Origin of the sequence: Niallia oryzisoli (assembly GCF_036670025.1) — a bacterium.
GTDB lineage: Bacteria > Bacillota > Bacilli > Bacillales > Cytobacillaceae > Bacillus_BD > Bacillus_BD oryzisoli.
Map to the genome: position 1 here is coordinate 4487937 of NZ_CP137640.1, position 25706 is coordinate 4513642.

Below are 25706 nucleotides of genomic sequence, written 5' to 3' on the forward strand. Positions count from 1 at the left end.
TTCACTCCAAAAACACGTTTTGTCTTAAATGCTCATTACTTTATCTGACAATGCTTTTACTGCCTCAACAACTTCAGATGTTGTACTCATTTGCAGTGCTTTTTCAGCTAATTCTTCCATTTCATTTTTCGAAAGTCGGAGAATTTGCGAACGTGCTTTTAAGATGGATGTAGCACTCATTGAGAACTCATCAAGACCTAAGCCAAGCAATAACGGGATGGCGATCTCATCTCCCGCCATTTCCCCGCACATTCCAGCCCATTTGTCTTCTTTATGGGCCGCATCAATCACCATTTTTACTAACCGTAATATAGCAGGACTGTATGGCTGATATAGATAGGAAACCCGTTCATTCATACGGTCGGCAGCCATTGTATATTGAATTAAATCATTTGTTCCGATACTGAAGAAATCCACTTCTTTTGCAAATTGATCGGCCATTATCGCTGTTGAAGGTATTTCGACCATAATCCCAAGTTCAATAAAATCAGAAACATCGGCGCCTTCACTCACCAACTTTTGCTTTTCTTCTTCTAAAATAGTCTTTGCTGCACGGAATTCATCTAAGTTCGCAATCATTGGAAACATAATTTTTAAATTTCCATAAGAACTTGCCCGCAATAATGCACGCAATTGTGTACGGAATATATCCTGCTCCTCAAGACAGAGACGAATAGCACGAAATCCTAGGAAAGGATTCATTTCTTTTGGCAAATCTAAATACGGCAGCTCCTTATCTCCACCGATATCCAATGTTCTTACGACAACAGGCTTTCCATTCATACCTTCAAGAACTGTCTTATAGGATTCAAACTGCTCTTCTTCCGAAGGGAGCTCATTACGTCCCATATACAAAAATTCTGTTCGGTATAAACCAATGCCTTCACCGCCATTGTTGATGACTCCGGCTAAATCATTAGGTGTTCCAATGTTGGCAGCTAATTCTACGTGATGACCATCAACCGAAACAGTTTTTTCATTTAAAAGTTTTGCCCACTCTGCTTTTTGCTCTTCAAAACGAATTTGTTCCTGTTCATATTGAGTAATGAGTTCTAATGTTGGATTTACATAAACCTCACCCTTCAAACCATCAACTATGATAAAGTCACCATGTTGAATGTCCACTGTTGCAGTTTTTGTTCCAACAACTGCTGGGATTTCCATTGAACGAGCCATAATAGCTGAATGTGAAGTACGTCCGCCAATATTGGTTGTAAAACCTTTAACAAATTCGCGGTTTAATTGGGCGGTATCTGAAGGTGTTAAATCTTCAGCCACAATAATAGCCTCTTCTGAAATCATGCTTGGATTCACTATTTGAACACCAAGTAAATGAGAAAGGACACGTTTCGTTACATCGCGAATGTCGGCAGCTCGCTCTTTCATATAATCATTGTCCATTTGTTCGAACATCGAAACAAACATGTCCGCAACTTCTTTCAGAGCTTGTTCTGCGTTTACCTTTTCTGTTTTTATTTTATCTTCTATCTGAGTAATCAGTTCTGGATCGCTTAAAACTAGCAAGTGTGCATCGAATATGGCTGCTTCTTCTTCGCCAAGTCCTACCTTCGCCTTTTCACGAATGGTCTCAAGCTCTGTTTTAGATGTTGTTAATGCAGTATGTAATCTTTCAATTTCCACATTAGCATCCTCAATTACTTTCTTTTCAAATGAAAGAACTGGTTCAACTAATCGATAGGCTTTGGCCATTGCAATCCCACTTGACGCAGCTATTCCTTTTAGAAAATTCATTATTTTGCCAACCCCTCTTTATGTAATAAATCTTGTAAAGCCTTCATTGCATCCTGCTCATCTTCACCAGCTGCACTGACTTTAATTTCTGCACCTTGTCCAATACCCAGCGACATAACTCCCATGATTGATTTCAAATCTACTTTTCTCTCTTTAAATTCAAGATGAATATCAGAATCAAACCGGCTTGCCATTCCTACTAATACAGTTGCTGGACGTGCGTGAATACCTGTTTCGGCTGTAATTTTAAATGTTTTTTCTGTCATTTTTCTCATTCAAATCCTTTCAGTATTTATATATTTCCAATTATTTGAAGATTTTCTTAATCGGATGGATTTCCCAACAGGTCAGGTTGGGGCATCAAAAACACCGCAGGGACAATAAATGTCCCATAAGGACATTTATTGTCCCAAATAAGACAAAAAAATAACCTTTCATTTGTATTTATTGTAACAAGGTTAAATGTATCTTTCAACAATTTTGTGAATTGCATGTAAACTGTTTTGTATTCTTTTTCTAAAAAACCCTTGATAATATTTGATTATCAAGGGTTTTTTAGAAAAATTATTTGTTAAGAAACATATTTTACCTCATCTAGACTATAAACTTGTTCATCTACTGGCGTAATTTTTGTAATAATTTTATTTTTAAAAAGCTGTTTTAACTCATTTTTCTTTTGTTTAGCTATTGATAATTGTGTTTTATTATTGAAAAAAATGAAGGATTGATTGGTAAATTGTTGACCTTCTCTTGATGTTGGATCATGTAAGTCAAAAAATAATTCTAATAATTCCTTATAAGATACTTTCCAGGGATTATACCATATTTCCACTATATCTAAATTTTTCTCTCTTAGATGCCCTGTTCGAACATTTTCGATCCCTCTTAAACCTGTAATAAATGCCTTTTGACTAAAAAATCCACTTGCACCAAATATTGCTCTTTCCATTTCAATTCGCTCCTCCTGAGCGATAAGCCTCTTTCCATTTAAAAAACCTCTCTTTATAAAAAGAGAGGTCCGTATAATTAAATACATTGCTCTCATCTTTCAAAGGTTAACACCTTTGCAGGAATTAGCACCGTTCAAGTCATAAACTTGACTTGATGGTTGCCGGGTTTCATAGGGCCTGTCCCTCTACCACTCTGGATAAGAAGTTATCGCTATTATTTTATTTAACTACTTGAGTTATTGTTATTGATATTAACATTCAATTATCTAAAACTCAAGTAATATTTTGAAAATAAATATATTGAATCGTAAGATAATCAACCCTCTTATATAAAATCTCTAATAACTCATCCAATTATTTTGATTCTAACAGTAAAAAAACTTTAGATTTTTTTGTCTCGTTCAAACATACTACCATATAATTGGGGGTGTAGTTCATTCAAGGATTTTCTGCATGGAATCAAACCTTAGAATGGGAACGGACGGTTTTCATTTTGAACGGATACCCATCGAGTTGTTGTAAACTCTTCTAGAGACCAATGACCGCCATATCTTCCTAATCCAGATGATTTTTCTCCACCGAACGGAACGTTCGATTCACAATTTACACTTTGGTCATTTACATGAATCATTCCAGTCTGAATTTGTAATGCCACTTCTACACCATGCTCTAAATCACTAGTAAAAATGGAGCCGCTTAAACCATATTCACTATCATTTGCGATTCTAATGGCTTCTTCTTCGCTATCCACTGGTAAAAGAGCTGCAACAGGTGCAAATTGCTCATTCTTTGCGATGGCCATATCATTTGTCACATTTATTAGAATAACAGGCTCCATTAGTGTTCCTGTCACATTGCCCCTTTGGATACATACTGCTCCTTCACGGATTGACTCATCGATCCATTCTTGAACTTGATCTAGTTGATTCTTAGAAATTAGCGGCCCGACGAATACTTCTGGATCAGCCGGATTTCCAGCTTTTATTAGCTGTGTTTTTTCATTGAATACTTGGAAAAATTTATCATAAATTTTTCGATCCACAATAATTCTATTCAATGCCATACAAATTTGGCCTTGATGCAGGAACTTTCCAAACACAGCGGCACTGGCTGCTTGATTGATATCAGCATCCTCAAGGACAATCATCACATTGTTTCCACCGAGCTCTAAAGCTACACGTTTTAAGTTTTTTCCGCAGATTTCCCCAACCCGTTTTCCAACCTCTGTTGAACCTGTGAAGGAAATTACCTTTGGAATCGGATGTTCAATAAAGGCATCTCCAATTTCACTGCTAGATGCAACAACTACATTTAATAACCCCTTTGGCAATCCGGCCTCTTCGAAAATTTTTGCAATAAATAACCCACCAGAAATGAATGTTTGTAATCCTGGCTTTACTACAACACCATTTCCAACAGCTAAGGCTGGAGCAATGGCACGCATTGACAAATACAATGGAAAGTTAAATGGACTAATGACACCCACCACTCCCACCGGCAGATGATAAACACGATTTTCTTTCCCTGGAATCACGGATGAAACAACTTTCATTTCCATTTGAAATGGCAATTCTGCAAACTCATTTATATCAGCAATCGAAAAGTCCACCTCAGCATTAGCTTTTGCGAAGCTGCTTCCCGTTTCAGCAATAAGAATCTTGACAATTTCCGCTCTACGATTTTCTAACACTTCAGCTACTTTTTTCAGGAGAGCTGAACGTGCTTCCGGATTTGTTTTTTGCCAGTCCGTCTGAGCTTTTGCTGCTGACTGATACGCTGCATCAATGTCATCAACGGAAGCTAATTGAATTTTTACTAGCTCAGAGTGATCAAATGGATTTTGGTTACTATTTTCACTTTGGCTCTGCCCTTTTCTCCATTCTCCACCGATATATTGATTACTCCATTGACTAAATTTTGTCATTACTGTTGTCATAAAGTTAATTCCCTCCTTAGTTATTTCTCCCATTTTAATGATTGATTTAATAGTTAACCCGTTTATAGAATCAGCTATAGCTTGGTTAGTATCTAAAAAACTATGAAACTGAACTAATTTATCAAACGGGAATCTGCTTACTATCATTGCCAAATAACATTATCGAAATCTTCTGAATTTTCAATGGTGTTTTTTTGTAAGATTATATTACTTAGGAAAACCCCCAACTCAAGTTTGATCAAATGTCTTTAGGTTCATCATGAGTTTTATTTTCTATAACACTTGTTTGTCCGAGTCATAACTTTCTAAATCGACATTTTTTTCCCTTTTCTTTTGAATAAGCATAATAGCAAATGCTGCGATAATACCCGCTGCAGCAAAAACCATAAAACTTTGATTTAATGCTAGATTCATTGAGAGAAGGACTCCTCCCAACATTGGACCGGAGATAGCACCAAATCTTCCAACTGCTGACGACCAGCCAATGCCCGTTGAACGTATATGAATCGGATAATACTGAGAAGTAAAGGAGTAAAGAAGAATCTGTGTTCCAATCGTTCCTGCTCCAGCAATAGCAATAAGAACATATAGAACCAATGTATTTGGAGTAAGTCCCAGTGAAGCCAAAGAAACTGCACCGATGAAAAAGAATAGAATAAGCACTGTCTTAGCACTCCAACGGTCTGGCACCCGTGCACCTATAATAGGCCCTACAATGGCTCCTAAATTTAAAACTAATAGGAACATTAAACTTGAACCCATTTCATATCCTAATTCAGTCATGATTTTTGGTAGCCATGTATTTAAACCATACATCATTAACAAACACATAAAGTATGCAATCCAAAACATGAAAGTATTTATAGCACGGCCATTTCTAAATAGCTGTGAAACTGTCGTACCTTTTTGCTGGGGAACAATAATTTCATATACATCATTTTTATTAGGTATAAAGGTAGAATCGATTTTGGATAACATTTTCCCAATCTCTTTATTCTTATTTCTAGCCACAAGAAAACCAGGAGACTCAGGAAGAGATTTAATCATTAAAGGTATTGTAAGTAATGGGATGGCTCCTACCAAAAACATGGATTCCCAGCCAAATTTAGGGATAAGATAGATTCCAAGTGCTGCAGATAGTATCCCACCTAGAGAATAACCACTTAACATGATAGAGACTAGAGTATTTTTGTATGACTTCGGTGAAAATTCCGTCATTAATGCAATCGAATTTGGCATCATTCCTCCTAATCCTAAACCTGCCAAAAAACGAAGAATTCCAAATTGAGTAACGTTTGTAGCAAAGGCAATTAATCCCGTAAATAGACTAAAAATCGTAACACAGAGAATAATGACATTTTTACGGCCAAATTTATCAGCTAATGGTCCAAAAATAAACCCGCCGAACATCATCCCCAAAAGAGCGTAGCTTCCTAAACTACCTGCCTGAATTCCTGTTAAGGACCATTCTTCCATTAGTGCTGGTATAATCGTTCCATATACTACTAAATCAAATCCATCAAAAACAAGAATAAAAGCGCACCAAAAGACAACAAGGCCATGAAAGCGATTAAATTTTGATTCATCAACAAATTCTCTTACATTAATTTTATTCATAGTTTCCCCCCTCATATAAATAACATCTCGTCTTCAAACTGACTCTTTGTAACCGCACTCTTTTCCCCCCTCCCTTTAGCTTTAAGAATGGGGATAAATCCGATGGTTGTTCAGAAGGACGATAAGAGAACTTTCTAATCGTCCGCTTCTGAGGTATTACTCAATATTCGTTTTATTTGTTAAAAGGGAAAAGGTCTTGGTACCTTTTGAAAGGACACCCATCTTGTTGTTGTAAATTCATCTAGAAACCATTCCCCGCCATATCTTCCCAAACCGGAGGATTATTCTCCGCCAAAAGGAATATTTGGTTCACAGTTGACACTTTGGTCGTTGACATGAATAATTCCTGTGTGAACTTGGAGAGCTGCGTTTACTCCATGTTCCACATCGCCAGTGAAAACAGCACCACTCAGTCCAAAATCACTTTCATTTGCAATCCGAATTACTTCTTCTTCGCTATCAACCGGTAAGATGGCTGCAACAGGACCGAATAATTCATTTTTGGCTACCTCCATATCATTTGTAACATCTGTTAAAATAATTGGTTCAACGAGAGTACCTTCGATTTTACCTTTTTGGATACAATTTGCTCCTTGTTCAATGGACTGATCCACCAATGATTTAATTTTCTTTACTTGCCCCTCGTTTATTAGTGGCCCGATAAACACTTCAGGATCTGCGGGGTTTCCTGCTTTTAGCATCGCTGTTTTTTCCTTAAATACTTGTACAAATTCATTGTTAATATTACGGTGTACGATGATTCGATTCAGGGACATACAATTTTGTCCTTGATGTAAAAACTTACAGAACACAGCAGCGCTAGCTGCTTGATTCACGTCAGCATCATCCAGCACAATCATGACATTGTTTCCACCAAGTTCTAGGGCAGCGCGTTTTAAGTGTTTCCCGCACAGCTCACCAATACGGCGGCCTACAGCTGTAGATCCTGTAAATGAGATAACTTGTGGAATCGGATGTTCTACAAATGAATCACCGATTTCAGCTATATCCGCCACGACTACGTTGAATAGCCCTTTAGGTAATCTTGCTTTTTCAAATACTTTCGCGATGATGAAACCACCCGAAATATATGTTTGTAAATCAGGCTTCGCTACAACTCCATTTCCTGCTGCAAGGGCTGGTGCAATGGCGCGCATAGATAGATAAATGTGAAGTTAAATGGACTAATGACCCCTACGACACCTACCGGAAGGCGATAAACTCTATTTTCCTTATCCGGAATCACAGAGGTACTTATTTCACTGTTCATTTTAAATGGAATGTTTGCGAATTCTTGAATATCTGCTATGGCTAAATCTACCTCAACATTGGCCTTAATCGCACTGCTTCCGGTTTCAGAGATGAGAACACTGACGATTTCTTCTCTCATGCTTTCGACAACTTCCGCAGCTTTTTTCATCATATCCGCACGCTCACTCGGATCCCTTTGCTGCCAATGCAGCTGAGCTTGCTGTGCTTTTTTATGAGAAGTATCAATATCTAGGCAAGTTTGATACTTACTAAACTAGATTGATCATACGGATTTTTATTTGTATATGATTTTTGGCTGTTGCCTTCTTGCCATTCTCCACCAATATATTGCTTTGTCCAACTATTAAGTGTATTTGTAACTGTTGAGATTATTTCACTCACTCTTTTTAATTTTTTAAAGATTTTGATTATTATAAATATAGTTATATACTATCTATTATTTAATAGCTTGTAGGTCCTCTTTATTTGTTTCCTCTTTTCGTTCACCCTCACTGACTACAGTTGGCAGATGAACATCAAGAACAGCTGAACGTCCTTCTTTTACAGCTTGCAGACATTCATTTAAAGCATCCTGCAATTGTTCTGGATCTTTGACACTCTTGGCAAAAGCGCCTCCCGCTGCCTCTGCGATTTTTGAAAGATCCGCAACCGGTGTAAAATCAACGAAGAATTCATTGATTTGTTGGGCAATTCCAGTAGGGTGGACACCAAGGGTAGATAGTTTTGGTGATTTCCAACCGTGATTATTGTAAATGACGGTTAAAAACGGTGTATTATATCGGTTGGCCATCCAATGAACCGTTGATGGAATGCTGAACATATACGCTCCATCACCAGTAAGAGTAATTACGGTTTTATCTGGTCTAGCCAGCTTCATTCCAATGGCTGCGCCTCCATTCCACCCTAATGACCCTGCACCACTTCCAAAAAGTGTACCACTTTGGTTTACATTCAGATGGTTCGAGATCGTCGGATAGTTGGAGATCCCTTCATTCAAAACAATCGTATCCTCATCCATGATTTCACGAATACACGCTGTTAAATATTCTGGTGTAATATAGTCAGTACCTACTTCTTCAATTAAGGCTAGAGATTGTTTTTGACTTTCGTGTATTTTTGCATAAGTCTTTAGTCGCTTACTAACAAGCTCTGAATCGATATTTTCATTGTTTCTTAATTGCTTGTTTAACTGTTGCAATGCAATATGTGAATCTACTTTAAAGAATCTCTTAGAAGGGATGTACCATACAGGCATTTCTTCTTTAATTGGATCAATATCAAAGTAATATATAGTCGCTTGATCAGATGGCTTGTTTTTCATTGGGATCCAAGGGACGTCACTGTCCATTACAAGAATAAGGTCTGCATCTGCGATTAATTTATTTTGACCTGGTGTATTCCATTGATACCCGCAATGTAATGGGTGATCTGAAGGGAAGTTCATATAATTTGGACATGATTCAATGACCGGGATAGACAAACTCTCACAGAATGTAACTAATTCATCTACCGCCTCTGGATTACGTCCTAAGTAGGAAGTAACCACAAGTGGTTTTTCAGCCTTCAGTAAGTCTTGAACTACCTCATTAACAGATTGAGGAGGCATAGCGGTCGGAATGATCGGCTCCCACAGAGACGTATCAATTGTAACTGGTTCGACCTCCGCTTCCATGACCTCCCGTGCACCCATTAAATAAACAGGACCTTTCGGATCACTTTTGGCAAATTGCAGCGAACGATGTACGATTTGTTTGATATTAGTTCCAGTGCGAATTTCATTATTGTATTTAGAATAACCACGCATAATGCCGCGTTGGTCGAAAACATCCTGAATCCAGTGAATAAATTCGTTTCGGCTTCCTGTTAACTCTCCTTCTTGTGTAAAAGGAGAAGCTCCCGCAAATATAAGAACCGGTACTCTTCCTTTTGCTGCGTTATGAATGGCACCACCCAGGTTCTGTGTGCCACATTCCACGTGAATGATAACAGCTTGAGGTTTTCCTGTAATTTGCGCATATCCATGCGCTGAACTTAAGGCTACCATTTCATTTGGACAAATAATGACTTCCGGTAATTTTTTATTTTTTTGTTTAGCCTCAGCAAGGCTTTCAATAATGGCAGGATGATCACTTCCCAAATTAGCAAATATATAAGAGACACCTGCTTCCTGCAGAGCTTCTAAAAATGCGGTACTTGCTGTATACATATAAATCCCTCTCTCTATCTAATTTACAAATAGTGTCTTATTCTCTTCGATTAACGTCTTGATCTTTTGAACTGATTCATTAAAAGCTTTTCTTTCCGAAGGTTCCAAGTCCCATTCCAATACCGTTTGGACCCCTTTTTTATTCACTATAATTGGTACACCAATACTTACATCTGAAAATCCATATTCTCCTCTAAGAATGGTTGATCCTATTGTCGATACTAAATTATCATGTAATAGATGATGGACGATCTGACTAATACCAACCCCGGTTGTCCATCCAGTCGTTCGTTTAATATTTAAACTGTTGAAGCGAACAAACCAATTTTGAAGCTCTTCTTGAATTCTTGCTTTTTGCTCGCTGGTAAAAACTAGTTTGCTATTATTTTGTAAGACGTGGGAGAAAAGCGGTACCTGGGAATTACCGTGTTCACCAAGGACCGGACTCTTGATAACATTTTTATGATTAATATTTAAGATTTTCCTTATAGACCATTCAAATCGAAGAGAATCATTGAGTGTGTAGCCAATCAATTGGGAACGATTAAAACCAAAATTTTCAAAAAGATAATAATTTAAAATGTCTACAGGATTGGAAGCAGTTACGATAATTGCCTTTGGAGCGTACTTCGTAATTTGTTCACCAATTTTATTGAAAATACGAATATTATCCGCTAGATAGGCTGTTCTTGATGTTACTTCATTTCTATTGGGTACCCCTGCAGTAATAATAATGATATCTGAATGTTCTAGATCCTTGTAAGATCCTCTATAGATTGTTTTTGAAGGAAAAGCATTCTCAAAGTCCATAACATGGTTATCAAGTAATGTTTCATTAACGTCAATTAAACAAAGTTCATCAACAAAGTCTTTTAGCGAAATACACATGGCACAAGTAGCACCTAAGGTTCCTGCTGCACCGATAATTGATATTTTCCCCATCTAAATCACCCTATCTTTAAAGTTGCTCTTGTTTCCTCCCTGATTTTAACTAATTAAGCATTTAAAGGAGACATGGAAATCGGCCTTTTTAATTATAGTGCTAGGGGTTACACTCTAGATGCTTTATCCAATGCCATTATTTAACGACCGTTCCAATTAATAGCTACTACATATTTTTTCCATTTATCTACTAGAATTTATTTTATTTTGAAACTGATTCTTTAGTTTTGTCAGCATCTGTACTAAGATTTTGCATATCATACGTATTTTCAATCGTACAGATTAAGTTATACAATGCTTCTGTATATGGAACCTTCATATTCACCTCTTTAGCTTTTTTAACAATTCCTCCGTTAATAAAGTCATTTTCTGTTCTTCTTTTATTGATAATATCTGCAGACATGGAGGTAAAATGATCTTTATGAACCTCAAATGTAGCTGTTAAACTCTTAATGACAGATTCTTCCGATGCATCTACTCCATGACCATTAGCAACAGCTACAGCTTCTTTTGCAATGGTATAAACAAGTTGTTTTCCCTGCTCTGTTACTGCCATACCTCCACACGGTATTCTGCAAATCGCTGTTGTTGCATTAATCGCTGCATTAAAAGCAACCTTTTCCCAAATTGCTACCATCACATCAGGGACAATTTGACCATTTAGTCCTGACTCCTGTAATGCGTTTTTTATGATATACAACATTTCATTTTCTTCACCGTTAACTGACATAATTTTTGTATAACCCGAACCGTGTGAACTGATTTTTCCAATTCCCTTAACATCACTTGGGTGATTTGTAACTCCGGCAATTATATGGTCGTATGTAACATATTCGCTGATTAGTTCTATATTCCCTAATCCATTTTGAAGGGTTAACACATAAGTGTCCTTTCCTAAGAATTTTTTTGCCGACTCTAATGCAGATCTTGAATAGATTGTTTTTGTAAACAAAATAACCAAATCTACTTCTTCATTTATATCTTCTGCAAACGCAGCCTTGATAGGTATCAAATGGTATCCATCATCAGCTTCTAGATGTAAACCTTCGTTATTTAGTTTTTCTATAACAGCTGGAGCAACATCGACCATTGTAATATCATAACCTTGCAAAGCTAATCTGCCTCCAAAAAGCATTCCCATTGCGCCTGAACCTATAACTACTATTTTCACACTTGGTCCTCCTCATTGATTATCAGATTTATATATTCCCAAATAAAGGGAATTCAATAAAGCATTGCTCAAATACCAGATATTTCATCTTTCATTAGCATTCCTCCTATATGCGATTGATGTAAATTTATATTAAAACGTTTTCAACCATTGAACAATTCTAATATATCTATTTATTAATAGTTAATAACTATTAATATGGCATTTAAGTCAATAAACAATTGGCTTTCTGTTAACCACATAAAGCAACAAAAATACTAAATTTTTTAAATATTTAGTGGGTTTTTATGTTAGTAATACATTAATTAATAAAAATTAAAAAAGATGAACTCTATAAATATAGTGTTCATCTTTTTTGGGAATCTATAAACCTCTTTGGAAAATATCCTTTAATTTAGTTATTTAGATATATAATGATTATTCTTTGGCTTAGCCCAAAAATCAGTCCTCAATATTTTCTCATACCATTGTGAGTACAGTTCTGGACGCCAATCACAAGAATCAATTGATTCGTTGTATTCCCAAACGCTTTTAAGAAAAGAATTTTCAACGCATGAGAGGTCTAACGTTGCTGTCGAAACAGTACCTTCATCTGCACCAGGATCAAGAAATCTTTGACCCGCATAATAATGAATATGTGGTGGCTTACTTGAGGGACCTATGATGCTAGATCCACCCATAAAATAAGTAGTTACGTCCTTACCATATAGGTTAGCTGTGGCTATATACATGTCATTTGTACTGGCCAAGTATTCCAAACAAAGGTTTCCGTAATAGCCACCTGCTCCCCCGCTCTCCTCTGTGCCAATAGCAGAGCAATTAATAAATAGACGTGCACCCATTGCTCGACAGTACCGCATAATTTCTGGGAAACAATAGGTATCATAACAAATTCCAACACCAACAGGTCCCCAAGGAGTTTCGAATAAGACTGGATAATTCCCTCTATCTGCCCAGTTCATTTCAGAGAAAGGCAGATGGATCTTTCGGTAAGTACCTATTACGCCTTCCGGTCCACAAATAGCTGCTGCATTATATACTTTTGTTGGATCATTAGTCTCTCTTTCTGCAAGACCGTATAAAACATATATACCGTATTTTTTTGTTAATTCTGCTATTGCATTAGATGAAGGGCCTGGTACCGTTTCAGCTAATCGGCGATGCATTTTCTCCTCCAGGGGCTTGTCTTTATCATCATCATAACCTGTAAGGGCAGTTTCTGGAAAAACAATTATTTGTGACCCCTGTTTTGCTAATACATCAACATATTCTAGTATACGTTTTAAATTTTTGTTACTTTCACCCCATTTTGCTCCAAAATTGACAGTGGAGATTGTAATAATATCGTCCATTATGTCTTCCTCCAAATTTATAATTTTTTACTGAAGTTTTTTATTTAAAAAGGCTGTAAGTGTACATATTAAAGTAATCGGCACCATTGCAAAGGATGCAAATTCCCACGTAAAACAGACCACAAAAAACAGCACATTTCTCAAGAACCAGCTATTGCTATATTTTCATCCCTCCATAATCTGTTTTATGTAAATTAATGTTAGAACGCTTTCATTAATTGAACAATCCTAATATAACTATTAAATTATAGTTAATAACTATTAAAAAGTGTTAAAGTCAATAATCTACTACCTTTCTTTAAATTAATTAAAAGAATAAAAAATACTAAATTTTCAATGTATTATGTGACTATCTGATAAAATCCTTTAAAATAGGATTACAGAATTTTTTTACAAAAAGTATTACATCCATGCATTACTGATATTAGTATAGATGAAAGAGGTATTTAAACTATGGACCTGCGACTTCTTGAATATTTTCTTGCTGTTTCTGAAGAACTTCATTTCACAAAGGCTGCTGAAAAATTAGGAATCAGTCAGCCGACACTTAGTCAACAAATCAAAATTCTTGAAGATCGACTGGGTGCTAAAATTTTTAAACGTGTAGGTAGAAAAGTATATATGTCAGATGCGGGAAATATTTTATTAAAACATACTCTACGGATCTTTAATGAATTAGAACATGCACAAACAGAAATTAATGAATTTATGGGTCTTAAACGAGGAAAATTGACAATTGGATGTTCAGGAAGTCATTTACTTCGGGAGTTTGTCCTTTCCTTTCATGAACAATACCCTGGAATTCAGTTGTCTATCCTTGAACTGCCGACCGAAGAAACAAGAATTAGGCTTTTAAAAAACGAATTAGATCTTGGTATCGTCTACATGCCCGTAGAAGATGACCAACTTGAGACCATTCCTTTATTTTTCGAAAAATTTTCTCTGGTTGTTTCCTCCAAACATAAGCTTTCCAATGAGCCTTTTGTAAAGCTTGAACAATTAAAAAAAGTACCTATGATTTTATTAGCGAAACATTACATCGTTCGCCAATTTATTGATAATGATTGTAAGGAAGCCGGTTTTGTCTTAAAACCAATCCTTGAACTGTCAACATATGAATCTTTATTACATTTGGTAAGCCTTAATTTAGGAGCAACCATTCTTCCTAAATCGTATCTCGCAAAGATAAATGATGGACAGATTCGGGAAATCCCAATTGTTGATCAAAAACTTCATAAAAGAGTAGCTGCGATTTACAGGAAAGATATATTTATTGATAAGCCAATGAAAACACTTATCAACCATCTATCCCAAAATTTTGAAAAAAAGATTTTTTAATGTAAACTGCTGATTTTGTGATATGGTTTTAAGAAAGGTTCATTAATTCATCCTAAGGTAGGTACGACCATAAAGAAAGTAGCAAAAAAAAGAATAACAGTATCTTAAGAAAAAGGAAGTGGATAAAATGATATATATTTCTATTATCTACCTTCCTTTTCTTTAATTAATGGGTGTTAGTATAAGTACATTCCTTCACAATTTTTGGTTGTAATATAAAAGAGCTACCATAGTATAGCCCATAAAATTTATAAAAATAAAAATTAAAGTTCTTCACCCTTTGTTGCAATCACGGTTTTATACCAGAAAAATGACCTTTTCTTCTTACGGTCAAAAGCACTAAAGTAAATTTATGATCGAACCTTGAACAAGCACTTTAAATAAAGTAGACCCTATAATAACAATAGGATCTCTTTAATATCTATATCATTTTCTTCTAGATACATTTATCGTTACCAAAAACTTACCCTAGTTTGTTACGATAATAACGAGATAACTCGATAACCATCGCTCCCATTCTTTCGTTTTCTGGAGTAATTATCCGTTGTACTCCTTCTTCTCTCAAAGCCTCAGCTGTTACTTTTCCTACGGCTACAGCCATTGTAGTTGACTTGAAAGTATGTAAAAGGGATTCTAAAATATTCTGTTCCTTTGCAAAATCAAATAATGAGCGAACTTGGATAGCCGTGGTAAAACAGACTGCATCCACCTCATTTTCAAGCAGTTCTTTACATAATGTTGCAACTGTTTCTGTTTGCGGAGGCATATGTTTGTATGAAAGTATCATTGATACATCTGCGCCTTTATTTTTAAGAAAATTGATTAATGTTGGTGCTGTTTCACCATGGAGTTGAACCGTAACTCTTTTTCCAGTAAAGTCAAAGTGCTCCAATGATTTTATTAAACTCCTAGTTGTACCATCTTCGTCTACCGCTTCCGGCATAATCCTTAGTTTTTTTAATGTAGAAAGTGTTTTATACCCCCTTGAAGCAATCTTAGCCTGTTTGATAATGTTTTTAAACCGCTCTTTAACATCCAGTTTCTCAGCTATATCCAACAACGTTTCTGTTCCGATCCCCGTTGTAAAAATAATCCAATCTGTCCCCTCTTTTATGAGTTTCATAAGATCGGGTTCTATCTCCTTCTCCTCTAAATATACAATTCCTTGCAGCGAACGGACTATTGGGATTCCTCCTTGTTTTTCGATAAGCATACTAATCTCTTCCGTTTTTCGAGAAGCACCGATTACAACACGTTTCCCCAGCAGTTCTTTTGCCATACTACTACCCTCTTTACATATATTTAGGTTCATTTATTTAATAAAGGATTAATACCTATACCTAGCTAATTTAATTCTCCAATTGCTTTACTGTTGGACTTAAATTAACTAAAAAGTACGCTTCTCTTAGCCTTCTGAATGAATCACTTCCCTGCATATATGCAGGGCTTCCAGAATAGAGCATGTCTTCATAGACTATTTTCGGGGTTAACTTAGCTATTTCTAATCGTGTTAACAATATTTCCTTCAAAATAACTGTTAGTTCCGTATACTGTGCATATTCATAGGTTCTTTTACGAATGAACTCTATGTCATTCATCAATTCTCTTAGTTGCGATTTTACCTGATGATTTACTTCTACGTTTTTAGAATGACTTTCTACAATTGATTCAATAGACGCATCTGATACTCCTATACCTAAAGGTATTTGATAGAGTACTAATGTTGGGCGGACTTTTTGTATAAATTCATCTGCTTGTTCAGTGATAATCCACTTATCTGGAACAAATACATTATTAAAGAAACAGGAGTAAGTGGCACTACCATTCAAACCTACAAAATTCGTTTTACTTTCTAACTCTAAACCTTTTATTTTCGTAGGAATCATACACATTATTCGATGTAGATTAATGGATGCTATAATGACAAACCAGTGGTCGACATCCAGGTTGGACACACTTGACAAACTACCTGAGATCGTATATCCCCCTTCTGTCTTATCAGCTCTTAAACGAATCGTTTCGATCCCAGCATAATATTTCAACGCGTTTGATAAGCCAGTTCCACCGAGTACTTCTCCTGATTCTAATAATGGTAAAAGCTCGTTTTTAACAAAAGGATTGTTGCTCAATCTAGCAGAGGTTAAAGCAGCTAAGTGGCACCATAATGTAAAGGCTGACGTCATGCAATACCTTGCAGTCTCTTCTATTAAATAAATTTCTCGGCAACGTATATTCTCCTTTTGTAAATTACTTGAAGAAAAAAAACCCGCCTGTCCAACCGCACTAAGAAACTCTTTTGGATAATAAGATTCTTCATCAATTTTCCTTATAATCGGTTTAAGATTTTCGTTAATTATTTGTTTGAACGTTCTCTTGTTTAAATCAATTTGCATATTTTCCACTCCTTTCCATCTTTTTAATTAACGGTGACAATGCTTCTTGAAGCATTGATCCTATATTGTATGAGTTAACTACACCGACATTAGTATAATTGAAATTTAACAGAAATAAACATCTAATTCTCTACTGATTTACTCATCCGCTTTTTGAAATATACATATTAAAAGAACCTCACGAGGAAATAGGTCCATATTTTTTATCCATAAATGAATACAAAAAACCAGGCTCATGTTTCAGAACCTGTTTTTTATAAGTAATATAAAAGGGAAGATTTCATTCATTTGCAGATCTTTCTTCCCTTAAAGATGAATAAAATATAAAATCTCTATCATTCATTTATCCTAGTCTCATCTTAAAATCTTCATATCCAAATTGGTGTACAATATGGCAGTCTCCATCTTTATCACGAATAGAGAGAGCTGGTAATGCCATACCGTTAAAAGTTGTGATTTTCACCATCGTGTAGATTGCCATATCACCAAAAATTAAACGATCTCCACTCTTTAATGGTTGATCGAAAGAATAATCCCCAATTGTATCGCCTGTAAGACAAGTTTGTCCACTAAGTCGGTACATAAATGGCTTCTCCCCGACTTCACCTGATCCAAGAAGAGGAGGACGATAAGGCATTTCTAACATATCAGGCATATGACAGGTTGCAGAAGTGTCAAGAATTGCAATTTCAATACCATTATGATGCGTATCAAGTACAGTTGTAACCAAATATCCCGCATTTAGAGCAATAGCTTCTCCTGGCTCAAGATATACTTCTAAACGGTATTTATCCTGCACTTTCTTAATACAATCTTCCAATAATGAGATGTTGTAATCTTCCCTTGTAATGTGGTGACCACCGCCAAAATTGATCCATTCCATTTGTGACAGCCACGGCCCAAACTTTTCTTCCACCGCATTTAGAGTTGTTTCTAAGTCGTCAGAGTTTTGCTGACATAGTGTGTGAAAATGCAGCCCAGAAACGCCATCAAGCAAGTCAGGACGAAAATGCTCTATTGTTACACCGAATCTAGAACCTGGTGAACATGGATCATATATGGCATGCCCAATTTGTGTAGAGCATTCTGGATTGATGCGTAAGCCTACTTTTTTACCCGCTTGAAGAGCTTTATCTTTAAACTTTTCTAACTGGGAGAAGGAATTAAAGATGATATGATCACAAACGGATATAATTGCATCTATTTCATCCTCGCGATAAGCAGGTGAAAAAATATGATTTTCTTTCCCCATTTCCTCGTACCCTAAACGTGCCTCATATAAGCCGCTTGCTGCTGTACCATTTAAATACTTTGCAATCAAAGGATACATCTTATACATTGAAAAGGCTTTTTGTGCCAATATAATCTTACAGCCTGTCCGTTCCATAACTCCGTTTAGGATTTTAAGATTTTTTTCTACAAGACCTTCATCGAATACATAACATGGTGTTGGCAATTCTTCAAATTTCATTTTTAGTCCACAAGCTTGGATCAAAGCTTTCCTTTCATACTATTTGCACGGATATTTAACGAAGTTCTATAGATATCAAGCCTTTTCTTTTATACACTTAAACTATTTGAAATAGTAAACTTTTGTAGACACTCAGAACTAAGACTATAAGAAGCAACTTTCTTCTTCCACTGCTTGACTACATCAACGTGGTCATCGTAACTATAAACATAGAATGTCATTTCTTTTTTTCTACTTTTTACATTTATGACAAATGGAATAACATTCGTTTCTGGATTTAGAAACAATTCTTCATTCCCTTGGAATATATTGTACCTTTTTAAAAATAGAGCCTCATTAAAAAATTCAGTAAATCTAATTTTTTCTTTCTCCTCTAAGTGCTTTCCGTTAAATGTTATAGTAATATCTTTTGAATTAAGTTTTGGATGAAGTGCAAAATTACTTACAAACCATCCCACAACTGCACTTGGGGGACTTGTTAACATTTTTAACATTGCAAAAATCACTATAATAACAATCGTCCAAGACATTTCATATCAACTCCCTGATTGTAATATTTGGTTATCTAATTTACCTGTAGGCACTTGTTTTAAGCATTTATAGATTAACAATATTACAATAATATTAATTTTAAGTCTAATAATTAGTTAGTCAAAGAGACCCAATTTGTTTAAAAATAGATTAATCATCTTATTGGGAGTACATAACATTACTTCTTCCACTCAATACTCTTCTGTTTTTCACTATTTACTTCCAGCTTAAATACATCAGGTCTTGCATAATGTCCTATAGGATCGAAGTCAAATTTACTATAGGCAATTTGCTTCATATCAAGGTCAGCAAATATCATTTCTTCTTTTCCCCAAACAGGTTCCGCCACGTAATCCCCCATCGGGCCTATAATAGCACTTCCACCTATACACATTACTTCTGGGGAAGTTTCAAGATCAGCATAACAAGCTAAATCCTTAGGATACATATCCTTCGTTACATATTGATTACAAGATAAAACAAAGCATCTTCCTTCCATTGCAATATGACGGATAGTAGACTGCCAAGTCTCCCTTGCATCTGCAGTTGGTGCAATATAAATTTGAACGCCTTGTGCATACATAGCTGCCCTAGCAAGAGGCATATAGTTTTCCCAACAAATTAGTGCCCCAATTTTTCCATACGGGGTATCAAATACGGGTAATGTACTACCATCTCCCTCACCCCAAACAATTCGTTCTGCTGCAGTCGGTTTTAACTTACGATGTTTCCCTAGCAATTCTCCATCTGGACTGAAAAACAACACTGAGCAATAAAGAGTACCGCCACTATATTCACTGTCTCTCTCAATGACACCAATGACAAGATAGACACCTGCCTCCCGTGCTGCATTCCCAAGTAGTTCTGTCGCTTCACCTGGGACAGGAATTGAGTTCTCCCAATATCGATACCAATCTTTTCTTCCATCGTCCGTGCGGCTTCCTATTATTGTTCCAAATGATAATCCTCTAGGATAGGCAGGAATAAAAGCTTCTGGGAAAACGACAATTTGGGCTTCCTTTTCTCCGGCCTGTTTTATTAAGCTAACTGCCTTTTCTATAGTGCCATCGCGGTCCATCAAGATTGGTGCAGCTTGAATCACTGCAACTTTTACACTTTGATTAGTATTTACCATACATCTGGGACCTCCCTTGATATGATCCTTCAATCAATTAATATCAATTTATCATCCTAAGAGTTTTATGGCAGAGCTGGTCCCAATCCTTGATGCCCCCGCATCTACCATTGCTTTAATATCTTGTTTACTTCGGACCCCCCCTGATGCCTTAACACCAATATTTGGGCCAACTGCTTTTCTCATGATCGACACATCTTCAACGGTTGCTCCATACAAAGAAAATCCTGTTGAAGTCTTGACATAGTCTGCTCCAGCTTTTACTGATAACTCACAAGCACGTACTTTCTCTTCATCGTTTAATAGACATGCCTCAATAATAACCTTCACTAATGCTTTTCCTTTCGCGATATTAACAACAGAACGTATATCTTCTTCAACGAGGGCATCGTTTTTGTTTTTTAATGCACCAATATTAATTACTGTATCCACTTCAGTAGCCCCGTTTTCGATGGCATTTTTAGTTTCAAATGCCTTAGTTTCGGGTGTATTTGCACCTAAAGGAAATCCTATAACCGTACAGACATTTACATCAGTCTCCTGTAGGAGTTTTGCTGCTATCCTTACCCATACAGGATTTACACATACCGAAGCGAACCCATATACCTTTGCCTCTTCACATAACTGTACAATCTCCGCTTCTCTCGCTTCGGGATTGAGCCAAGTATGATCAATCATTTTTGTATAATTCATCTTTTTTGCCACCTTAAAGAATATTATTAAACCACTTAGTTCATTAAATATTCAATTCAAAAAGAATTGTTTAAAGGCTATATTATTTGATTACACGTAATGTTTGGAGTTGCTCATCTTCAGCACCTTGAACAGGAAGACCAGCATCGATATTTTTTCTTGTATAGAGCAGATTATCCTTTGTAATGATTTCACCAGGTATAAAAATAGGAATTCCTGGAGGATAAACCATAACAAATTCAGAAATAATCCTTCCATCGGATTGTTCAAATGGAATCACTTCTGTTTCAGAATAAAAAGCATCACGCGGTGTCACAGCCAAGGGAGGAATTTCAGGTAATAAAACGGTACTATCTACATTTCCATTAACCTGATATTTATATTCCTGTGACAGTTCATTTAGTGCATGTACAAGTGTCAATAAATCCTCTTCAGAGTCACCGGGTGTGACAATACAAAGAATGTTATATAGATCGGACAATTCAACTTCAATATTGAATCTGTCTCGCAGCCACTTTTCAACTTTATATCCCGTAATGCCCAGCTCTTTTACAGATATTAATAGCTTTGTAGGATCCATAGCCACTGCCGTACTATATTCCAGCACTTCACGACCCATACAATATAAATGATCAATCTCGTTAATCTTTGCTCGTGTTTCTTCTGCTTTTCGAATCGTATCCGTAAGTAATGCCTGTCCCTCATTGGCCAACGATTTTCGGGCAACATCTAAAGAAGCCAGTAATAAATAAGATGTAGAGGTTGTTGTCAACATACTTAAAACAGACTGTACACGCTTATGGGAGACAAGATTTCCACGCAAATTCAAAATAGAACTTTGGGTAAGGGAGCCGCCTAACTTATGCACACTTGTTGCAGCCATGTCGGCCCCAGCTTCCATTGCGGATAACGGCAGTTCATGATGAAAATGGATATGTGCCCCATGCGCTTCATCTACAAGTACGGGAATATCCCGGGAATGGGAAATTGTTACGATTTTTTTCAAATCACCTGAAGTTCCGTAATAAGTTGGATTGATCACGAGTACAGCTTTTGTATCTGGATATTGCACTAATGCTTGTTCAATAGATTCCGGTGTGATCCCATGAGAGATCCCGAAGTAGGAATCTACTTCAGGATGGATAAAAATAGGAATTGCACCTGATAAAACGATTGCACTCATAATTGATTTGTGAACATTTCGTGGAACTAGAATTTTATCCCCGGGTTCGCAAACTGACATAATCATCGCCATGATGGCCCCGCTTGTACCTTGTACAGAAAAGAACGTATAATCTGCACCAAATGCTTTAGCAGCTAACTCTTGCGCTTCTTTTATAATTCCTTTTGGAAGGTGTAAGTCATCGAGAGGACCTATATTGATTAAATCGATAGAAAGAGCATTTTTACCAATAAATTCTCTAAAATCAGGATCCATGCCATATCCTTTTTTATGGCCGGGAATGTGGAATTGGATTGGATCTTTTTCTGCATGTTTTTTTAAGGCTGTAAATAATGGAGTTTCAAATTGGATGACCAATTTTCACACACCCTTTCTCATCTTATAAATGTCATAATCATAGTTGTAGTAGATGATTAAAGTGTTCTTTAAATAAATATCTTCCTATATAAAAGGAACCAAATTCACCAAAACGGGCACTTACTTCATCAAAACGCATCTCATAAATTAGTTTTTTAAATTGGATAGGATCTTCACCAAATAGGGCCACTCCCCATTCATAATCATCTAGTCCAACAGATCCTAAAATAAATTGTTTTACTTTACCAGCATACTGGCGGCCAATTAAACTATGGCTCCTCATCATTTGATTGCGTTCCTCACTTGGTAACATATACCAATTATTTTCCTCACTACGAAGCTTGTTCATCGGATAAAAACAAATATATTCCGTTTTTGGGATTTTCGGAAATAATCTTGCCCTTATCTCAGGTTTACTTTAAGGATCTTCCCCTTTAGGGAGATAATTACTGAGTTCTACCACTGATACATACGATGTAGTCTGCACTGTAAACTCTGCAAATTTTGTTTTATTAAATGCTAGTTCTATTTGAGTTAATTCCCTAAGGGTTGGACGAAGAAACATGAACATGATATCTGCTTTATGTCCCAGTATTTGAAAGAGGGCATGATCACCCTCTGCTTTTTCTTCGTTATTGACCCATTGGTTCCACAATTCCATTATCTCCTCAAGAACTTCTTGACGTTGATCCTCATTTAAGGACCTCCATCTCTTCCAATCTATTTTGCGGAAGTCATTAAAGCAGTACCACCCTTCAAGTGTTTCAGCAGCATTAGACATAACTTCATACTCCCTTTGTTAAGAAATCATTGATACCACGATAAATTAGTTCAAAAAGCTCTTCTAAATCCTCTTCTTCCACACAAGAAAAGGCAATTCTTAAGTCGGTCGAGTTAATTGCAATTGTACCTACTCCATATTCATCCAGCAAATGAAGTCTTAGCTTTTCAGCATCTATTTGTAATAGCTTTAAGCACATAAAATACCCGGAATTGAAGGGATAGTAGGTCCATACTTCTTTATATTTTTCTTGATTGAGAATTTCTTTGACCTTCATTGCTCGATATTTCATTAGTTCAAACTTTTCACGTTTTTCCGCATCATACTTATTTGATCGTAACGAATCTAAAATAATTGTCTGTGACAAATGGGAACCGCTTGATATAGTCCCTCTAATAAGCCCTTTTGTTTTTTGCTCCAAAACATCAAGGATTTCATTATGATAAGAGGCAAACGTGAGGAATCCTACTCTTAGTCCCCAAACGTAATTTTCCTTTGTTGCCCCGTCCACTTTAATTGGTAAGATTCTTGGATGAAGTCCTGCCAATTTTCCAAATAGCGATTCTTTAACAGAGTCTTCATAAAACAATCCGAAATAGGCATCATCAAGTATGACTGCTAGATTTATCCCGGCCTCTGCCGCCTCCAATATTGCTGCAATCATCCCATGGACTTCATTATCATGGGGGGTATATCCTGTAGGGTTATTCGGGAAATTAAGTAAGACGATTGCCTTTCCAACATCCTTTTGTTCCATGAGACGTTCCCTGAATCCAGTAACATTAAACTTTTCGCTCTCATCAAAAAGCCCAAACGTTTTAAGCTGACCGCCTCTTCGAAGATGAAAAATTGATTGGTAATTCCCCCAATATTTATCAGGGAGAATAATGGAATCATTTTCGTCCACAAACAGATCTGCTATAATACTTAATCCATGAGTAAGTGCGTTCGTTATTATAGGCAATCCAAAACTTTTATTTATTAAGGAAGGATTCTCCTTTAATAGCTTCCGTTTCCACTCTTCTCTCAATTGAAATTTTCCAGAGGTAGGTGCATACGTATAAACATCCTTAGGAGAATATCCTGTTAATCTTTCTTGTATATGTTCGAAATGCATGGGAACGTTTTGCTCGGTTGCAATTCCAATCGTTGCATTAAAACGAAAAGCTTTTTTGCTCGCCTCATCACTCTGACTAAGGATCCCTTTAGGGTAATAAAGCTTTTTTCCCAGGTTAGACAATAAGTGATAGACATTATGATTATATTTAATTAAATCTTCATTTAGTTTCTTTGCAAGCTCATTCATTTTATTTCTCCCCTATAACTATCTATTCTCTCCTTTTGATTGAATAGAACAAATTGCTTCTATTAATATAGAGTTCTCTTCATGTGTTCCAATAGATATTCGAATATGTTTCGGCATTCCCCATGTATCGCCATAACGGACAATGACTCCAAGGTTTAAAAGTTCTTCATAAATTTTCTTAGCTTCTGTGCCGAATTCTACAAGAACGAAATTACTCATACTCTCCGTGTAGGGTAAGCCAAGTTCATTCAAGGCTTTATATAACTGTTCCCTTCCCGCTGTATTTACTTGTTTAGACCTATCTACATGTTCTTCGTCTGTTATAGCAGCAACTGCTGCAGCCTGGGCTAAACTATTTACATTAAATGGTTCCTTCACGTGTAAAATGCTTTGGATAATGGATTTGGGTGCTGCCCCAAACCCTACCCTTACACCTGCAAGTCCATAAATTTTAGAAAATGTTTGTAAAACAATAATTGGATAACCAGAACGGACATATTCTAATCCGTTTGTATAGTCTTCCTTTGTCGCAAAATGGCTATAAGCACTATCAAAAACGACTAAGATATTTTTAGGCAGTGAATGTAATAGTTTTTTTAACATATATTTCGGCAAGTAAGTACCTGTTGGATTATTGGGAGAACAAATATAAATCAATTTAGTGTAATCCGTAACTGCCGATAGAATAGAATCAATATTAAATTGATACTTATTATCAAGTGGTACGGAAACCACTTTTGCTCCCATTAAATGTGCCCCAAAATCATATTCACTAAAAGAGGGGGCAGGGACAATAATTTCATCTCCGGATTCTAGATATGTTTCTGAAATTAAGGTAATCAATTCATCTGCACCATTTGTAATGATTAACTGGCTTATGGACAAAGATAACTGTGACGCAATAACACTTTTTAACTCAAAAGCATGTGCATCAGGATATCGATTAATTCCAGAAAGACGACTTGTTATAGCATCAATAGCTTTTGGTGACGGACCAAGAGGATTTTCATTTGATGCTAATTTAATAACCCTTGTTAAACCTAATTCCTTTTGTACTTCCCACAATGGTTTTCCTGGTATATAGGGCTTAATATAATCTAATGCTTTACGCTGTTTTAACAGATTTATATAAATCACAACCCTTCCCCTCCAATCCAATTCAAAAACTATATGGTGAAAAGATAATTGTGAACCAATCCACACACTTAATTACAAATTATTATTAAATAACCTATTCGGATGGTTAATCATCCACTTCTCAATAATAAATGATTTATAATTTTTATAACCATCCAATAAGATGTTTTTTTGACCATCCAT

19 protein-coding genes, 2 pseudogenes and 1 riboswitch are annotated in these 25706 nt (G+C 36.2%); of the genes and pseudogenes, 1 reads left to right on the forward strand and 20 read right to left on the reverse strand.

The window, feature by feature from the left end:
* Positions 1-24 precede the first annotated feature (24 nt).
* The 10 genes and pseudogenes from ptsP to R4Z09_RS22525 all read right to left on the reverse strand — a co-directional run bounded on the left by ptsP (position 25) and on the right by R4Z09_RS22525 (position 13198).
* Complete coding sequence (gene ptsP, locus R4Z09_RS22480; protein ID WP_338448955.1) at positions 25-1752, reverse strand: phosphoenolpyruvate--protein phosphotransferase; 1728 nt, start codon at positions 1750-1752, stop codon at positions 25-27.
* Positions 1752-2018, reverse strand: a complete 267-nt coding sequence (locus R4Z09_RS22485) for a phosphocarrier protein HPr (RefSeq protein WP_338453334.1) — start codon at positions 2016-2018, stop codon at positions 1752-1754. The genes ptsP and R4Z09_RS22485 overlap by 1 nt, the downstream gene beginning before the upstream one ends.
* 305 nt (positions 2019-2323) lie before the next feature.
* Entirely contained in the window at positions 2324-2701 is a 378-nt protein-coding gene (locus tag R4Z09_RS22490; RefSeq protein ID WP_338448956.1) for a peptide-methionine (S)-S-oxide reductase, read from the reverse strand.
* 89 nt (positions 2702-2790) lie between these two features.
* Positions 2791-2906, reverse strand: a riboswitch (SAM riboswitch).
* Positions 2907-3168: 262 nt separating this feature from the next.
* Positions 3169-4638 carry an aldehyde dehydrogenase family protein gene (locus R4Z09_RS22495; protein WP_338448957.1) on the reverse strand — a complete coding sequence of 490 codons (1470 nt, stop codon included), beginning with the start codon at positions 4636-4638 and terminating at the stop codon, positions 3169-3171.
* A 273-nt stretch (positions 4639-4911) separates the two neighbouring features.
* Positions 4912-6255: an aromatic acid/H+ symport family MFS transporter gene (locus tag R4Z09_RS22500; RefSeq protein WP_338448958.1), complete on the reverse strand. Its 1344-nt coding sequence runs from the start codon at positions 6253-6255 to the stop codon at positions 4912-4914.
* Between the two features lie 281 nt (positions 6256-6536).
* Positions 6537-7753 (reverse strand): annotated as a pseudogene (locus R4Z09_RS22505) (aldehyde dehydrogenase family protein).
* A gap of 210 nt (positions 7754-7963) precedes the next feature.
* Positions 7964-9733 (reverse strand): thiamine pyrophosphate-requiring protein, encoded by a 1770-nt coding sequence (locus R4Z09_RS22510; protein WP_338448959.1) that lies wholly within the window; start codon positions 9731-9733, stop codon positions 7964-7966.
* 18 nt (positions 9734-9751) lie between these two features.
* Entirely contained in the window at positions 9752-10675 is a 924-nt protein-coding gene (locus R4Z09_RS22515; RefSeq protein WP_338448960.1) for a malate dehydrogenase, read from the reverse strand.
* 202 nt (positions 10676-10877) lie between these two features.
* The gene (locus R4Z09_RS22520; RefSeq protein WP_338448961.1) at positions 10878-11846 is read right to left on the reverse strand and encodes a 2-dehydropantoate 2-reductase; all 969 of its coding nucleotides are present in this window, start codon (positions 11844-11846) and stop codon (positions 10878-10880) included.
* 398 nt (positions 11847-12244) lie between these two features.
* Complete coding sequence (locus R4Z09_RS22525; RefSeq protein ID WP_338448962.1) at positions 12245-13198, reverse strand: carbon-nitrogen hydrolase family protein; 954 nt, start codon at positions 13196-13198, stop codon at positions 12245-12247.
* Between the two features lie 453 nt (positions 13199-13651).
* Between R4Z09_RS22525 and R4Z09_RS22530 the strand changes: the two genes are divergently transcribed.
* Positions 13652-14536: a LysR family transcriptional regulator gene (locus R4Z09_RS22530; RefSeq protein ID WP_338448963.1), complete on the forward strand. Its 885-nt coding sequence runs from the start codon at positions 13652-13654 to the stop codon at positions 14534-14536.
* A gap of 463 nt (positions 14537-14999) precedes the next feature.
* On the opposite strand, the gene R4Z09_RS22535 is transcribed toward R4Z09_RS22530, so the two are convergent.
* The 10 genes and pseudogenes from R4Z09_RS22535 to hisC all read right to left on the reverse strand — a co-directional run bounded on the left by R4Z09_RS22535 (position 15000) and on the right by hisC (position 25523).
* Positions 15000-15815, reverse strand: a complete 816-nt coding sequence (locus tag R4Z09_RS22535; protein WP_338448964.1) for a uroporphyrinogen-III synthase — start codon at positions 15813-15815, stop codon at positions 15000-15002.
* 70 nt (positions 15816-15885) lie between these two features.
* A complete protein-coding gene (locus R4Z09_RS22540; protein WP_338448965.1) occupies positions 15886-16929 on the reverse strand; it encodes an acyl-CoA dehydrogenase family protein in 1044 nt (347 codons plus the stop codon).
* Positions 16930-17272: 343 nt separating this feature from the next.
* Complete coding sequence (gene nspC, locus R4Z09_RS22545) at positions 17273-18400, reverse strand: carboxynorspermidine decarboxylase (protein WP_338448966.1); 1128 nt, start codon at positions 18398-18400, stop codon at positions 17273-17275.
* An 89-nt stretch (positions 18401-18489) separates the two neighbouring features.
* Complete coding sequence (locus R4Z09_RS22550; protein WP_338448967.1) at positions 18490-18930, reverse strand: YfmQ family protein; 441 nt, start codon at positions 18928-18930, stop codon at positions 18490-18492.
* A gap of 179 nt (positions 18931-19109) precedes the next feature.
* On the reverse strand, positions 19110-20066 hold the full coding sequence (locus tag R4Z09_RS22555; RefSeq protein ID WP_338448968.1) for a carbon-nitrogen hydrolase family protein: 957 nt from the start codon (positions 20064-20066) through the stop codon (positions 19110-19112).
* Between the two features lie 51 nt (positions 20067-20117).
* Positions 20118-20759: a deoxyribose-phosphate aldolase gene (deoC, locus tag R4Z09_RS22560; RefSeq protein ID WP_338448969.1), complete on the reverse strand. Its 642-nt coding sequence runs from the start codon at positions 20757-20759 to the stop codon at positions 20118-20120.
* Positions 20760-20841: 82 nt separating this feature from the next.
* Positions 20842-22299: an aminotransferase class I/II-fold pyridoxal phosphate-dependent enzyme gene (locus R4Z09_RS22565; protein WP_338448970.1), complete on the reverse strand. Its 1458-nt coding sequence runs from the start codon at positions 22297-22299 to the stop codon at positions 20842-20844.
* A 37-nt stretch (positions 22300-22336) separates the two neighbouring features.
* Positions 22337-23080: pseudogene (gene hemQ, locus R4Z09_RS22570) on the reverse strand (hydrogen peroxide-dependent heme synthase).
* 4 nt (positions 23081-23084) lie between these two features.
* Complete coding sequence (locus tag R4Z09_RS22575) at positions 23085-24386, reverse strand: aminotransferase class I/II-fold pyridoxal phosphate-dependent enzyme (RefSeq protein WP_338448971.1); 1302 nt, start codon at positions 24384-24386, stop codon at positions 23085-23087.
* An 18-nt stretch (positions 24387-24404) separates the two neighbouring features.
* Positions 24405-25523, reverse strand: a complete 1119-nt coding sequence (gene hisC / locus R4Z09_RS22580) for a histidinol-phosphate transaminase (RefSeq protein WP_338448972.1) — start codon at positions 25521-25523, stop codon at positions 24405-24407.
* Positions 25524-25706: the final 183 nt, after the last annotated feature.

Bases quoted from the DNA above. Each gene is read 5' to 3' on its own strand.
- R4Z09_RS22525 (WP_338448962.1), bottom strand. From the start codon at position 13,198: ATGGACGATATTATTACAATCTCCACTGTCAATTTTGGAGCAAAATGG.
- ptsP (WP_338448955.1), bottom strand. From the start codon at position 1,752: ATGAATTTTCTAAAAGGAATAGCTGCGTCAAGTGGGATTGCAATGGCC.
- R4Z09_RS22535 (WP_338448964.1), bottom strand. From the start codon at position 15,815: ATGGCAAAAGAACTGCTGGGGAAACGTGTTGTAATCGGTGCTTCTCGA.
- deoC (WP_338448969.1), bottom strand. From the start codon at position 20,759: ATGAATTATACAAAAATGATTGATCATACTTGGCTCAATCCCGAAGCG.
- R4Z09_RS22495 (WP_338448957.1), bottom strand. From the start codon at position 4,638: ATGACAACAGTAATGACAAAATTTAGTCAATGGAGTAATCAATATATC.
- R4Z09_RS22555 (WP_338448968.1), bottom strand. From the start codon at position 20,066: ATGGTAAATACTAATCAAAGTGTAAAAGTTGCAGTGATTCAAGCTGCA.
- R4Z09_RS22550 (WP_338448967.1), bottom strand. From the start codon at position 18,930: ATGTCTTGGACGATTGTTATTATAGTGATTTTTGCAATGTTAAAAATG.
- R4Z09_RS22575 (WP_338448971.1), bottom strand. From the start codon at position 24,386: ATGAATGAGCTTGCAAAGAAACTAAATGAAGATTTAATTAAATATAAT.
- R4Z09_RS22515 (WP_338448960.1), bottom strand. From the start codon at position 10,675: ATGGGGAAAATATCAATTATCGGTGCAGCAGGAACCTTAGGTGCTACT.
- R4Z09_RS22500 (WP_338448958.1), bottom strand. From the start codon at position 6,255: ATGAATAAAATTAATGTAAGAGAATTTGTTGATGAATCAAAATTTAAT.
- R4Z09_RS22540 (WP_338448965.1), bottom strand. From the start codon at position 16,929: ATGCAAATTGATTTAAACAAGAGAACGTTCAAACAAATAATTAACGAA.
- R4Z09_RS22510 (WP_338448959.1), bottom strand. From the start codon at position 9,733: ATGTATACAGCAAGTACCGCATTTTTAGAAGCTCTGCAGGAAGCAGGT.
- nspC (WP_338448966.1), bottom strand. From the start codon at position 18,400: ATGAAATTTGAAGAATTGCCAACACCATGTTATGTATTCGATGAAGGT.
- R4Z09_RS22490 (WP_338448956.1), bottom strand. From the start codon at position 2,701: ATGGAAAGAGCAATATTTGGTGCAAGTGGATTTTTTAGTCAAAAGGCA.
- R4Z09_RS22530 (WP_338448963.1), top strand. From the start codon at position 13,652: ATGGACCTGCGACTTCTTGAATATTTTCTTGCTGTTTCTGAAGAACTT.
- R4Z09_RS22485 (WP_338453334.1), bottom strand. From the start codon at position 2,018: ATGACAGAAAAAACATTTAAAATTACAGCCGAAACAGGTATTCACGCA.